Below are 14687 nucleotides of genomic sequence, written 5' to 3' on the forward strand. Positions count from 1 at the left end.
GACAATCGGGGTGAAATTTCTTAGCCTTACGCGGCAAAGAATCAAAAACTAAAGGGGCGGGATAAGCGGGGGATTGGGGGGCACGTGCGTACCGAAATTGAGCACATGAGGGAGGCGCTCGCTTCCTATATTGAGGCGACCTATCATCTGTCTGATCCGAAGGTCGTCGCATTGCGGCGAAAGCTGCTGACTGATCATGGTGTCGCGCAGACACCGTTCATCGAAAGCACCCCGAGCTACGCCGGTCACCGCAAATATGCGGACCTCTCTCTGCCAAAGGGTGTGTCCGCTTTCCTTACCGACCTAGCCGAAAAGGCCGAGGATCTGCTTTTCAACCCACCGTACGAGCACCAGGCGCAGGCGCTCGAAGACACGACTCGTTCGGATGCAGCAGGAAGTGGGATCGTCGTAACGACCGGCACCGGCTCCGGCAAGACTGAGAGCTTCCTACTGCCTGTGCTTGCGCGCCTCGCTGACGAGGCGCTCAACAGGAAAGCGCATTTTGAGACGCGGGCGGTGCGCGCATTACTGCTTTACCCGATGAACGCGCTGGTTAACGATCAACTGGGGCGCCTGCGAAACCTATTCGGTGCGCCGTCGGTGCGACGGGCCTTCAAAAGTGCCGGCGGTCGACCGGCGAAATTCGGGCGTTACACTGGGCGCACGCTGTATCCGGGATTTCGGAGTGCGGACCGCGATCGGGAGCGTCTGAAAACACTCGGCTATTACCTGAAGATCGAAGACGCTGCTCGCGCGGGGAGTTCTAAGGATCAGGAACTCGTCGAGACGCTCCGGGCAAAAGGCAGGTGGCCGGGAAAGCCAGACAGTTTCATAGGCGCATATGATGGCCTGCGGAACTGGTACGGCAATTCGGGCCAACACTGGGAGGATGCAAGTGGCCAGCCCGCCCGTGCGATTGAGCAACTCGACGATCCCGAACTGCTGACCCGGCACGAAATCCAGGAGGCCTGTCCCGACCTGTTGGTCACGAACTACTCGATGCTGGAGTACATGCTCCTGCGTCCGCTTGAGCGCGAAATATTTGGAGAAACCCGCGCCTACTTCGAGGCCCACCCTGAGGAGAAGTTCCTCCTCATTTTGGATGAGGCGCACCTCTACCGAGGCGCGAATGGCACGGAAGTCGCCTATCTCATCCGTCGGCTCCTGGACCGACTGGGACTGCCTCCGTCGCGTGTTATCTTCATAGCGACGAGCGCGTCGTTCTCGAAAGACGAGCGCGCGAAGGAATTCGTAGCCGGACTTTGCGGTCTTGAGCCCAAGGCCATCCGCCGGCTGACCGGAAGCAAACATGCTGTCGATGTGGCAGGTGCGGGGCCTACCGATTTGGCGAACCAATTGGCCACTGTACCGCTGGATGCTCTACACTCGCCGGATCTTCGGGACCGCTCCGGCGTCGTCGCACCGTTAGCGTCGCAGCGTTCCGGCCTATCCGGCAACCGCGTCACGTTAAAGAGGATCGACAGCGGCCTCGAGGCTGCATCGGTTACGATCGGTGGGCTCGATCTGCGCGGCCGTCGCTTCGAGGAAGCCGTCGTTGTCGAACCTGGCGGCGAAGCGCATTCTCAAGAGCCGTTCCTCATTGTCGACACGGTTTTGTCCCCCGAGGGACGGGTCAGCGTGGCAAGATGTTATCCGCTGGGCGAAGCGGATGCCGAAGGCTTTCGCAATACCGCGGACGATCTGCCCGCAGCCCTTTTCGAGATTTTGGCGCCTCTTCCGGTCGTTGGTCGCCTCCGGAATATTACGAGCGGTGCCGAGAATCCCGCTGACCCCGTCGACGTGCCGGGCGCCGCATGGGCCGTGACAGAGTTGCCCGGCGCGCTTTTTACCGACAGCTCGAACGGCGTCGCGGCGACCGATGCGCTGCTCGAATTAGCATCGCTCGCCAAGCCTGCGCCCGACAAACCGCCGCTGCTGCCCGCTCGTGTCCACATGCTCTTTCGCGGTCTGCCCGGCTTGTGGGCTTGCGCCAACCCAGACTGCGACCAGATCGACCCTTCCTATCGTGGGGGGCCGACGGGGAAGCTATACTCCGAGCCCCGCCGCAGTTGCGACTGCGGATCGCAGGTCCTTGAACTTCACAGTTGTCGGTCGTGCGGACTATCGGTGGCCCGCGCTAACATAGGAGCACCTGCGGGCACGGAGCATCTCTGGCAGGACAACGGCTATGCCTATGCCGGTGACACAGGCCTGATCGAGCCCGTCCACGTTTGTCTCGAAAACCCGAAGCCACAAGTGGCGGGGACCGTCCGGCCCGTGTACCTCGATCTCGCAACCGGAAAGATCGACGGTGGTGGCACGTTCGTTCGAGAGGTGTGGCTCGCGCCGCTTCTCGGCTCGAAGCTATTCGAGAAATGCCCGCGTTGCGGCGCTAATTGCGACCCGTCCTCCTCGAACGGAATTTCTGATCTTCAGACCAAAGGCGAGCAACCCTTTCAGGAACTGATCTCGGTTCAGGTGCTCGAGCAGCCTCCGAGGCCCGATAGCGATACGCCTCTTCAAGGGCGAAAGGCGTTGGTGTTCTCAGACGGCCGCCAAACGGCGTCCCGCTTGGCCGGTACCCTAAAAACCTTTTCCTTCCGCGACAGTCTTCGGCCGCTGTTGCTGGCGGGCATGTCCGCCTTAAAGCAACCTGCGTTCATCCCCTCGCTCGACGATGCGCCTCTCGCGATCGCGCTTGGGGGCGCCCGTCACGGGGTACGGTTGCGTCCAAGCGGCGCTGAAGACGGCCGGATGGATCGGGCGGGGCGGCACGCCATCGGCTTAATCCGAAGTCCCGACGCGGACGCCGAAGATTTCCGGCAACTCACCAACCAGACCAGCGCTGATACGCCGCTCTCTGTTTTTCAGAGCATCTACGCTGTGCTCCAGGACGAGCACACGGGTATCTTCCCCCTCGCCCTCGCAACCCTAAAAGCAAAGTTGACCAAGATCGAGGCGGACAAGCTGAATGCGGCCGTCGCGTTGCCAACGATCCCCGGGTTGAGTGATGAAGAGGCGCGTGCGGCCCTTGTCGAGCTCTGGCTTTGGCAAGCCCTGCACAAGCACGCAATCCGATTGCGCGACACGCCTGACAATGTCGAAACGGGCCGCGGATCGTCGGGCATCCGCGCGTGGAACGGCAAATTCTCCAAGAAGTTTACAACGCTGCTTGAAGCACGCGGCCTCAAGCAATGGCTGAAAGGCGATTTTGCCAGTTCGGTCGGCCCAGCGCTGCGCGATGTGTTTTCGCCGAACGTTACTGGTGATTTCTATGTGCAGGGCGCCAAAGTCGCACTTGAGCTGAATCCCGCCACTCAGTGGATTCGCTGCGAGCGCTGCACGACGGTATCGCCACGCAACGCCTTGATCGGCGACCGCTGCACGAGTTGCACCGGAAACGCGCATCCCATTGATCCGGCGCACGATCCAGTGTTTCGAAGCAGAAAGGCGTTTTTCCGTAGGCTATGGGAGAGGCTGAGCGATCCCGCCGACGGTTATGCTCCACATCAACTGATTGCCGAGGAGCATTCGGCCGCTCTCAATGATAGCGGCATGGCCAACGCAATGTCGCGAAACGAGGCCTACGAGCTTCGATTCCAGGATATTCCGATCGAGCAAGATGGGCAGGTGGGTGCGCCCATCGACATCCTGAGTTGCACTACCACGATGGAGGTTGGCATCGATATTGGCGGGTTGACAGCGGTCGCCCTCCGGAACGTCCCGCCGGGACGAGCGAACTATCAACAGCGCGCCGGTCGCGCCGGCCGACGTGGTGCCGGGCTTTCGACCGTCATTATGTTCTGCGGCGCGGACAGTCACGACCAGACCTATTATCGCGACCCTGGACCGATCGTGGCGGGGCCGGCGCCAGACCCGATCCTCAATCTCGACAACGTGGTTATTGCGAAGCGCCAAGCGTTCGGGTTCTTAATCGGCCGGTTCCAACAGGATCGGATCGATGACGTCTCTAGTGCCTCGGACGTCTTTTCGTCCCTCGGCTCCGTCTCCGATTTTGTCAATGGCGCTGAGGAGAGCTTTTCCCTGGCCGGGCTGCGAGCCTGGCTGTCGTTCAATCAGGAATCGCTTGAAGCCGACATCGAGCGTTTATTCGTGCAATCCTGCCCAGCGCTTGACGCCAAGGGTGTGCTCGATGACCTTCCGCGAGTACTCGAGGAAGCTCTCATCAAACCGGATGAGGGAATCCCAGCGGAGCCCGTAGCCGCGGCTGACGGGGACGACGATTATTCCGATGAGATCTTGGAGGACGGGAGCGAAGAGGACGTTCCTCCCGTCAGAGATGGGCGTCTCCTCGATCGGTTGTTCGCCGAGGGATTGCTCCCCAAGTATGCGTTCCCGACAGATGTCGCCGCTTTCAGCGTATTTGAGGACGACACTGATCCCTGGCGCCCCAAGCGTCGATATTCACCGCAACAAGCGCTCAACGCGGCGCTCAGTCAGTATGCACCAGGTCATGAGGTCTGGGTCGATGGTAAGCGCTTCCTGTCCCTCGGCATTTACGCCGAGCGTGATAGTGACAGGCTCGACGCCTACCGTGCTCGCAAGCTTTATTATCAGTGCAGGGTTTGCAACTACGCCGATCTGCTGGATTGGTCCGACGGCTATGTCGACCAGACCCGAGATTGTCCGGCCTGCAGCGGCCGGGCCACGTTGGGGCCGGCACGGCGCTGGGTTCGGCCGCCCGGCTTCTCGCATCCTCCGACCATAACCGCGCTCCCTCCGGATTTCGACGCGGGGATGCGTCTCCGCCCAACAAAGGCGACTCTCGACTCCATGACATTCACGCCGAGCTCGCGCATCGGTGGCGCGACTTGGCCGCTCGGGACGAGTTGGGAGGCATGGAGCGAGAGCAAGAATCTCGTCGTCACCAATCGCGGATCTCTTGATGCTGCGAATCCGGCATTCAACTACTGCACGCAGTGCGGCCGGATTGAGCCTGCGAATTTTGATCCCACGATGCGACAGCTTTTCGGCAAACAGCCGCATGACAGGCCACGCCCCCGGCGCCCCAAGGAGCCCGAACAGTGTACGGGCTCGGTGCTGAAGATCGTCCTTGGGAATGAGTTTAGGACTGATGTCGCAGTGTTTCGCCTGGGGCTGCCGGTCGGCTGGCGGTTTGATCCGGATCGGCCTTCCACCGTCATCGCAGCGCGATCAGCGGTCGAAGCTCTCCGCCGCGCGGCTTGCCAACTCGAAGATCTTGAGCCCAACGACATCGATGGGGACTTCCGGTTTGCTCCGGCGAGCGGCGATCAACAGTTCATGGATCTCTATCTCTATGATCAGGCAGCCGGCGGCGCCGGCTTCGTGAAGGCAGCCTCCAAAGACCCGAACCGGTTGGTCAAACGTGCAATCGAACTGCTCGATGACTGCACCTGCGACGATAGCTGCTACCAGTGCCTACGGTCGTACAAGAATCGGTTCGACCATGCGATGTTCGATCGCTTTATCGGCGGTGATCTGCTGAAGGCGTGCTTCGGGGGACAACCGCTCACCATTGCTGTCAAACGTGAAGACGAAGCGCTCGATCGGCTGGGTCGCGACCTCCTGGAAAGCGATGCGAAGTTTACCCGCGTCGACGGAGGGCTCGTCGAGGAAGATGGCCGGATAGTCTGCCTTTCGCACCCCTTCATCGATGGCGAGCCGTGCTCGTCGCGAGCTCAAGCGCTCGCCAATGGCCAGGTGGTGGCGGCCGTCGACATCCTGATGGTTCTGCGCGCCCTACCGATCGCCACCAATATCGCGCTTGTCGGACCAGTAACGACAAGCACGAGCACTCTCGCCTTCGACCCCAACGGGACGCCTGAGCTGGATGCATCGCTGGTCATCGCCGGGAATCTAGCCGGCGATTCCGGAACGCCAAAATATGCAGTCGCCGGTGCGGGGACAAACGACCTGCTTTTCCGGGTTAGAGGAAATATGCTCAGCGGCAAGAATGGGGATGGTCAAGGTAGCGCGGTTCAGAGCGGTGCTCTCTGTCTGTTCAGACCTTCAAGCGACGCACCTGGAAAAACGGACATCTGTCTGCTTCGCCGCACCGATGGAAAGGCCTTCGGATCGACGAGTGCCGAATGGACGATTGGCATCCTCCAGCCTGCAGGCACCGACGGTATGCGCATCCGATATCGTGCGGCTTCTCAGCATATGGAATGCGTGAGTGAACTGGTAGTGCCTGCGACTGCGGTCGAAGTGCTTGCTCGATTTGTGAAGGTTGTTGGTTGATGGCATTGTTCATCCCGCCAATCAATCCGGACACGATCGAGCATGGATCAGAGGCCGACGTCGCGCGCGCAATGCAAGCCAGCCTCGGGGCCGGCTTTATCGTCATGCATTCCCTGCCATGGGCAAATCCTGCCCGCGACGATCTCGCCGCGCCGGCTCGCGAGGGTGAGGCCGACTTCCTGATCCTTCACCGTCAGCACGGTGTGCTCGTTCTGGAAGTTAAGGGCGGCGAAATCGAAGTTAGGCAGCGTCGTTGGTTTCGGCGCAAGAAGAGTTGTGTCGAAGAAATAAAAGACCCGGTTCGACAGGCCTCTCGAAGCAAGTGGGCTCTGAGGAAGCGTGTCGAACTGATATGCGGGAGGGCTCTCGTCGAGCGCGTGACCTGGGGCACGGCGGTTGCTTTCCCCCACTGCGTGTTCAAGGGCGAGGCACCGACAGATCTTCCGATCGAGGCCGTGCTCTCGATCGACGACATGGCCGACCTCGAGGCGGGATTGACGCGGGTCTATAAGGCCAACGGTGCCTTCAAACCCGAACTCTCGATTGAAGATCTCGAGGCGGTGCGCAAGGCGCTAGCGCCAGAGTTCCGGATCTACGAACCGCTCAGTGTAAGCCTGTCCGCCAATGAGGCGACGCTCTCGCGACTGACCCATCAGCAACTTCAGGTTTTGCGCGGGTTCGAGACCAATCCTCGTGCGATCATCGAAGGCGTCGCCGGATCCGGCAAAACGCTCGTGGCCATGCAGCGCGCACGGTCGTTTGCGGGCGCGGGCCACAGAGTGTTGTTTACCTGTTTCAACTCCGAACTCGCGAAGTGGATTCGGGAGGAGTTCGCCGACGAACTCGTCGAGAATGGGGGACGCATCAGGGTTGAGAACTTCCATCGCCTCGCGGCCGACCTTTGCCGAGAGGCTGGTATCGAATTCAACGCGAATGCCTCCGAGCCGCAGAAATGGTGGGACGAACTGGTGCCCGATCTGCTCGCGCAGGCGGCAATGGATATCTATAGCGATGGACTGCCGTTTACTGCACTCGTGGTCGACGAGGCGCAGGACTTTTCGCCCGGCTGGTGGGACGCGCTTGAGTATCTCCTCGAGGAGAACGGTCCGGTTTGGGCATTTCTTGATACAGCGCAGAGCCTACGTCGCGAGCCGGTGGATCCGCCCATTAAGGGTGCGTTCCGCTTCCGGCTAGACATCAACTGCCGGAACACGCGCCGAATCGTCGCCTGCGCCACCGCCGCGACCAACATAGCCTCCTTACCGTTCGAGACAGCACCCCTCGGAAGGCCTCCGAAGATCATTACTCCCCCTAGCGCCGCATCGATCGCCGGGCTGATCCAGGGAGAACTGCGTTCGCTGTTGAAAGAGCACCGGCTCACATCGCGTCAAATCGCCATTCTTGGTCCAGCCGCTAAGGGAAAGGGACCGCTCGCGAACGTCCGTGATGTTGACGGAGTGTCGCTCGTTGAAGATGCCGGGACCTGGCGCGAGGGCGGCGGCATCTTGGTGACGACCGCGCGCAGTTTTAAGGGACTCGAAGCCGACGTGGTAGTGCTTGCCGATTTTTCGGGGCTCGGTGGCCTTTTCACGGTTTGCGATCTCTATGTCGCGCTGACGCGTGCTCGTTCGCATCTGATCATAGTGGCGCACGATCGATCGTCGCGCGAACAACTGGATGATGCGATCGCGGCGGCTGTAGCCCTTGGCTCCGACGAATGAGCAAGAGTTCACTATGGGCGGCAGTCCTACACCTCGACACCGAAGAGGCACTGCCAGGCAGCGTATTAAGGCACATCCGCGACGCAATCCGGGAGGGGGGTTATGTCAGTCGAGGCCGCATCACCAGCGGAATAAAGGAGGCTTATCGCCCTCTGGGCATCGCCGAAGACACTTTGCGCGCAGTGATCGACGACGCGATCGGCTTGCTCATGCGATCGGGAGATATCGATGAACTAGCGACCGGTGCCGGTCGCGGATATGCGCCGACTACTCCGCGGCGTTTGGTGTGGGGTGGCGCCGACAATGTGGTACTCGGTGCGGTGGAGCTCAGTTCTAGCGATCCGATCAGGCGATTGCCGCTGGATGGGAGAATGGATTTGATCCCGACGCCTCTCCACGTCGAGCTAGGTCGACCAGCGTGGCTGGATGCCCTCGTTGAACTGGGCGGTGCGGACCAGCCCCAGGATGATGCCAAGGCACTCTGGGAGTATGCTCGAGCTCTGGCGAATTCGGGCGAGCGGTATTCCCTCGATGAACCGCAGAACCTGGCGGTGCTGAGCGGATCGGGTGCCTACTTTGGCACGCCGGACGGCCCGAGCGGGCGGTGGGCTCGGGCCGCCGGTGACGGATGCTTTGCAGCGATGATCAGCGGAGGGTATCGGAAGCGCCGCGTCATTTTGGCGATTGAGAATGGAAAGGCAACGGTGTGGGAGCCGCCGACACGCGACATCTGGCACTGGATTATCGTAGGCATCACACTGTCCGTGGGACAACCGGTCTGGGCCATTAACCGAGAGGCAGGAACGTTCGAATTCCTCACACCGCCGCCGCGACAAGTCGAGCGAGCTGCGTTGCTGACCGGCGAGCAGGTCAACGCTTGGTCCTGGCGCCTCGACGATCAAGCGCGTGGCGTCATTAAGCGCCTGCTAGGCTCTCCTCGGACATAGTCCTGGGAACAACCCAGAAATACCGCCGCTTGCTCAGCGCAGCTGCTTTCGAAACGCTGCCGGCCACTCCGGTAAGCCAAGCCTTGCGCGCGGCGCTTGCCCTCTCACTGATTTCGACCGCCAGCTTTGCCCCACGCACTGCCGCCTGATTGAAAACCAGCTTCTGATCTAACGCCTCGGCACTTGCCAGTTCGGCTCGCGCCGCTTTGACATGCTGCACCGCATCTGCGTCGACCGCGAACAGGCGAGTCTCCATAGCGCTCTTGATGGAAACGAGCGCGCGACCAAGCGCTTCAGACCCCCTTTTTTGCAGGTCCGCCTGTGCGGCGGCGCGAGCCTCCGCAATCTGCGGCTCGGCAAGAGATGATCGTCGTCGCGAAAGCTGGCGACCGCGCAACCGGTCATGTGACGGATCCAGGATCGCGCCGGCTGCCGTCATCGCCGGTGAGAAGCTGCCCGTGTTCTCGACAAACAGGCTCATCAGGAAAACGGGCGGGCAGCGGTCGAGTAGCCAACGGCGGTCGGCAGCGAGCGATGCTTCAAGGGATCGTAGCGCGGTGTTTCGCGCATCCTGTTCGGGTTTCGACGCCTGCCTATCGATCGGGCCGATGATTGCATACAAGTCCGGCGCCAGCGCACTGGAGAGATCGAGCACTGCAACTGCGATGAAGAGCCTCCTGCCTTCCCAGGCGAGGATTGGATGACCGGGTGGGAACTCTACGACGAACTCAGTCGTGAGGTCGCTTGATATGGGCTTTCTAACGAGTGCATCGATCAATTGGTCGTGCAAGCTGCAGCCATGATCGAGGAAGTGCAGGCGGCGCTTCTGGCCGTCCTTCTGCTCTACATAGGTGTTAGGAGGGCATTCAATCGCGGTGCGTTTCGCGATGAAGGCTTGCCGATGCCAGGAACTCCGGTTGTCGATGTCGGGCAGGGCCAATTCTGGTTCGCGACCATCACCTCTGTACCAGATGGTTTTGAAGCTCTGTTGGCCGTCCTTTCCGCTGCGGATGTCGAAATACTCTTCGCGCGCTAGCTTCAGAAGGACATCCAGACCTCGCTCGCGCCACTGGAACCAGTTGAGTTTTCGATCCTCGGCCTCGGCCGTGAGCGGGCACGCATAGTCGCGGTTGCGCAGACCAGCAGCTCTCTTTTCTGCGATCGTAGTACGGGGGCTAGGCGGTAGTTTGGTACTCTTCAGCCAATCATCTGCAGTTTCGCCGAGGTTGCGCGCATGTGATGTGGCGTCGCTCCAACTCGCTCCGCGATCACCTTCAGCCGCCGCGTTAATCGCCTTGCTGATAGCCTCCCATTCAGAGTCGTCCCAAACCTCGCTTCTCTCAAACACCTTCGTCGCCTCGAGCACATCGAGGATTCGAGCCTCGATTGAGTTCTCCGTCACGATGGGGGTGATGGCGATGGTTCGACTTGATGGAACCCCTCGCGTCCCCAGGCGGTCGATGCGCCCGATCCACTGCTGAATGTCCGGCGGCGACCACGGGAGCGCGAAGAAGATGATCTCGTCTGCGAACTGAAGATTGTGACCTTCACGAGCGTCGAGCGCGGCAATCAAGATATGCGCTTCCCCGCTGACGAAATCTTCGAGCGCGCCTTTGAGCAAGGCGACTTGAACTTCGAGTTCTTCGGCTGCTCGCATCACACGACGTTTTCGAGCGACCTTGGCATCGACGAGCTTCGTCAGTGCATCGTAAAGGTAATCAGTGGTGGGATTGTCCTCCGCGACGATCACGATGCGAGCGTCGGGCTTGCTGGCGCGGACCTCTCGAACGTGGTCGACGAGTGCATCAAGCTTGGCGTCCCCCGGTTCTTCGCGTAGCACGGTCTCGATGTGCCGCCAGGCATCTGCAACGGCTTGCGTCCGTTTGAGCGTTGAGAGTCGTTCACGAAGCGATTGCGGACTGCGACCCGCAACTTGGAGCAGCGCGTCCCGCCTATAATCGAGACCGGCCGCTTCGGCCGCCTCAAGGTAGGCTCGAGTCGCTTTGGCGCGCTCCACGTCGCCGTCAGTTGGCGCAACGCGGATCGGTTGATAGCGGCGCTGTGGCAAAGTGTCGGGATAGTCGGTGCGTTGAGTTCGAATGAGCCGCCGGTAGAGGCCATAGCTGTCCCCGACCGCTCGACGGCGGGCGGCGTCGGTAAGTTCGCCGCGGAATCGGTCGAAGGCTGCCTGTTCGCGCTCCGAGAGTACCTCAAGGACATTGCGGCCTTCGGCCCGGGCAATTCGCGCAGCCTCCGGCTCGAGCAACTCCATGAGTTCGCCGCGCGTGCGAACTTGGTGAAGCGCCGGAGTGGCTGTCATCGCGATAACGTGCGGAATTGTTCGTGCGGCCGCGATCAGTTCATTGCGAACCGCGACCTGCAGCTTGGTAAACTCGTCGACGAGAAGCATGTCGACTCTGTCGGCAGCGATCTTTCCGCCCGCCACGATCCGGCTCGGCCGGATGAGGCGCATAAGGAGATTACTGTTGGGCCCCCCCGACTCGCCGGCTTCGATCGCGATTGTGTGGCCGCGCGCCAGCAACTCCTCTTCCCATTGCTCGACCAGGTCGTCGGGCACGACGAGCGCAACGTTGAACAGGCGGGAAGACTGCGCTGCAAGCGCGCGCATTACCATGATTGCCTGGACAGTCTTCCCAAGGCCGACCTCGTCGGCGAGCAACCAGCGACAGGCCGACGCGGTCAACATACGATGGACGCTATCGAGTTGATGCGGATAGGCGAACGCGCCCACCCCGAGCGCGCCAAGCAAAGCTTGATCGCGGTCGCAGCGACGCGCTTCCGCATGGAGGTTAAGCAGAAGCCGATTGAAGTCGCTCATGAGACCGCGCCTCGCGTCGCATCCATACGGATCGCCGCATAACGGCTCGCTCGAGCGACGAACGGGTCATTGACCAGCACGCGCATCGCAGCATCAAGCGCGTCGCAAGCGGCGGGGGAAAGCCACAGTTGGAGCGCGGCAGCAGCCGCTTCAGCGCTCAGTTGTCCCCGCGGCAGCGCGAAGGTGCGGGACCACGCCGCGAGATCCTCGGCCATCTCGGCAACGCCGATGTTAAAATAGAAGCGGTCGCGCAGTTGTTGCCCCCCTTCATCAGGCGCGATCAGGCGCGCGAGGCGTGATCGACGGACCCGGCGTATGGCTTCCTCCGCCGCAGAGGCCCACGCATCTTCCGAACTACCGAAATCGCAATCATCCGGATCGACGTCAGCCAAGGAGCCCCGCGCCTGAAGGGTATTCACCGCGTCGGTGAAGCCAAGATTGAGCGCGTCGTCCATCGCGTCGTCTCGCGGAGCCGGCCGAGTAAGCGGCCAGTCTGGATCGAGGTCACGGGCCCGGACCGCAAACGCCTCGGCAAAGTCCCCAGCGTAACGTTCCGGAACACCCTCGGGCAGGCTGGCGAGACCCTGCTCCAGCGCGACCAGATACAGCGCTTCGTGAGGGTCGGAGCAGGAGGATTTGTCCTCTCGCTCTCGATCGAGCCACTCACGACCACAGAGATTGTAGATCAGCGGTTCTTCGAATTGCTGCACGACCCGACTTTTCGCTGCCAGAGCTTGCAAAGTTCCGCACTCTGCGCGTGACCACGCGATGCGTGCCCGCGCGAGATCTCCGCTCCCCCGCTCCCCATCGCGAAGCTGGCGTGAGCCAAAGTCATTGCTAAAGCCGGAAGCGAAATCGCCAAGATTGAAGCTTGGACTCGCTAGGAGATTCATCGGATCTGCGAAGCGACCGTCGCCGAACCGAAATACGTACCCGACGGCGCCCCGCTCGGGCCGAATGACGGCCGGCGCCGGAGCGAAGCGGTGCGGCGCCGTGGCGGGCGCACAGGCCATACTGGCCGAGCCGTCTGCCTCGATCAGAGTTGGAGGAGTGGTTGACCAGTCAACAGCCCCCGTCGGTCGTGCGAGTGGCACTTCGATAGTGGCTAGCCGGCCAACCGAGAAACGAAGAGTACCCGCCCCACTCTCGAGGAGTCGTGTGCGGACAACGTCCGCATACAGGCCCTTCAGAAGGGGCGAATGCTGGTCGACAGTGGCAGGAAGCTCAGCAAGTTCGCCGACGCTACGAACGATGAGCTTACCATTGATTTCAAGCTCAGCTATGAGCGGAACGGCTCTCAGCGCATGTGCGCTTTCGAGACGCAACTGCAGCCTCCGCTCTATGAGCGCAGAGAATGCTCCAGCACGCTCGAGGAGCGACAAGCTGATCGGCATATCGTCCGGCTCCTGGGCGTCCTCGCCGCGTACGCGAGGCTGTCCATTCATCTGCTCACCATTGCGCAGCCGCCGAGGTTCGCCAACGTCGATCGGGGGCCCCGGCCGATAGATCGTGAAGGGTCTGTCGGGCCGAACCACGCCCTGAGGTGCGATGATCGCGTCGATCGGGTGGCGGGCCGCTAAGATGCGATCTTTGGCAGCTAACAGTCCATGGTTGCCGAGGACCGCGCGCACGGTTTCATCTGCAAGATTCGCCTCGAATATTCGATAGCCGGCGACCGACCCGATGAAATGGAGCCGATCGAGAGAAGTAATTTCCGCGCGACAGGCAATCCATGCATGTCCGCTATTGAGATCGAAAGGCGCAAAGCGTTGCTCGCCACGTGTGCGTTCGTCATTTACATCAAACAGCAAAGAGTCGTTCCAGTCTACGCTGCGGCTGGCAAGCGCTGCTGCAATCGTACTGCCCTCACCAAACACGGCCGCCGCATCACTGTAGGCGGCCTGATCCGATCGAGGGACGTCCGAGTGAGTTAACGCGAAAGGGCCGTCTCCAAGGGCAGTTTCACTATGCAGGCGCGCGCCCGCCCCCCAAAGCTGCGGCCGCCAACCGGCAGCGCGCGCGATGTTCTTAGCTTCATCAACCAGTTCACCGGCCAAGGCGGGCCATGTGGCATAAAGCTTCAAGCCAGTCGACTCGCGCGTCACCGTGAGGCGCCCCGGGGTCTCGGGAGCGGTTCTTCCTCCCTTAACCCGTCGGGCACGCCGGCGGGCAGCGCGAGCGGCAAAAAACGCTTCGGACGAGTTCGTGATCGCGTCGTGAAGGCGTGAATAGCTGACCGCCGAAATACCGCCCCCGCGGTTCTCCGTGAGCAAGGCGGTCAAGACTCGTTCCGACGCAGCCTCGAAACGTAACCAGTCGACCAGTCGGGCCCCTTCCGCTGCGCTCGCCCATGCTCGTAGGCTAGGGAAATTGGCGCTGCGCCCAAGACCAGGAAGTGCCGCCGATGGCGCTCTAGCGAGAAGGCGCGTGACGGGTCCAATGAGATCGAGCGGCAGTAAAGCATTCGCGATGGGCCAAGACATTATTGAGTAGTGCGCGCTAAAGGCACTTTCCGAGGGCTTCGAAACCCTAAACTTGTGCGCAGTCGCCCTGAAGACGTCACCGAACCTCGCTCGATCCGACATCGTGATCGGCACCCCAAGCGCCGCAGCAAGCTTGTTCCAGTATTCGGTTCCGACCCCCTCGAATCTAAATCCAATCTCGGCCGCGATCGCACAAAGCAGGAGCGGGCTCCTGTCGAAGAGCGTTGCCAATTGGAGGTCGGTCAGGAATGGCTGCGCTTGCTCGAAACCGTCCGGCCAAAGGGCCGCCTCGTCGACAGCTTCGACAAGTGTGACACCTGGCACTCGCTTCTTGTTGAAGGCAACGATCGCGCCGCGGAGGCGACGTTCGTAAGCGTCAATATCACCAAGCTTCACTGTCCCCCCAATATCAGGCCGCCGCCTTGTGGCACATAGGGCCACCTTGCGACACGAT

Annotated in this window: 5 protein-coding genes; 3 read left to right on the top strand and 2 right to left on the bottom strand. The window is 61.2% G+C overall.

Annotated features, from left to right (window positions below):
• Positions 1–84 precede the first annotated feature (84 nt).
• Genes LB553_RS20935 through LB553_RS20945 form a run of 3 tightly spaced genes read left to right on the top strand, consistent with a single transcriptional unit; the run spans position 85 to position 8911 of the window.
• Positions 85–6243, top strand: coding sequence for a DEAD/DEAH box helicase (locus LB553_RS20935; protein ID WP_224516212.1), 6159 nt, complete (start codon positions 85–87; stop codon positions 6241–6243).
• Positions 6243–7964, top strand: coding sequence for an NERD domain-containing protein (locus tag LB553_RS20940; protein ID WP_224516213.1), 1722 nt, complete (start codon positions 6243–6245; stop codon positions 7962–7964). Before LB553_RS20935 ends, LB553_RS20940 begins: the two co-directional genes overlap by 1 nt.
• Positions 7961–8911 (top strand): hypothetical protein, encoded by a 951-nt coding sequence (locus LB553_RS20945; RefSeq protein ID WP_224516214.1) that lies wholly within the window; start codon positions 7961–7963, stop codon positions 8909–8911. Before LB553_RS20940 ends, LB553_RS20945 begins: the two co-directional genes overlap by 4 nt.
• Here LB553_RS20945 and LB553_RS20950 read toward each other — a convergent pair.
• Positions 8880–11750 (bottom strand): SNF2-related protein, encoded by a 2871-nt coding sequence (locus LB553_RS20950; RefSeq protein WP_224516215.1) that lies wholly within the window; start codon positions 11748–11750, stop codon positions 8880–8882. The genes LB553_RS20945 and LB553_RS20950 overlap by 32 nt on opposite strands.
• Positions 11747–14629 carry a hypothetical protein gene (locus tag LB553_RS20955; RefSeq protein WP_224516216.1) on the bottom strand — a complete coding sequence of 961 codons (2883 nt, stop codon included), beginning with the start codon at positions 14627–14629 and terminating at the stop codon, positions 11747–11749. The genes LB553_RS20950 and LB553_RS20955 overlap by 4 nt, the downstream gene beginning before the upstream one ends.
• Positions 14630–14687 lie beyond the last annotated feature (58 nt).

The organism is Mesorhizobium sp. CA8 (genome assembly GCF_020164955.1).
Taxonomy (GTDB): Bacteria; Pseudomonadota; Alphaproteobacteria; order Rhizobiales; family Rhizobiaceae; genus Mesorhizobium.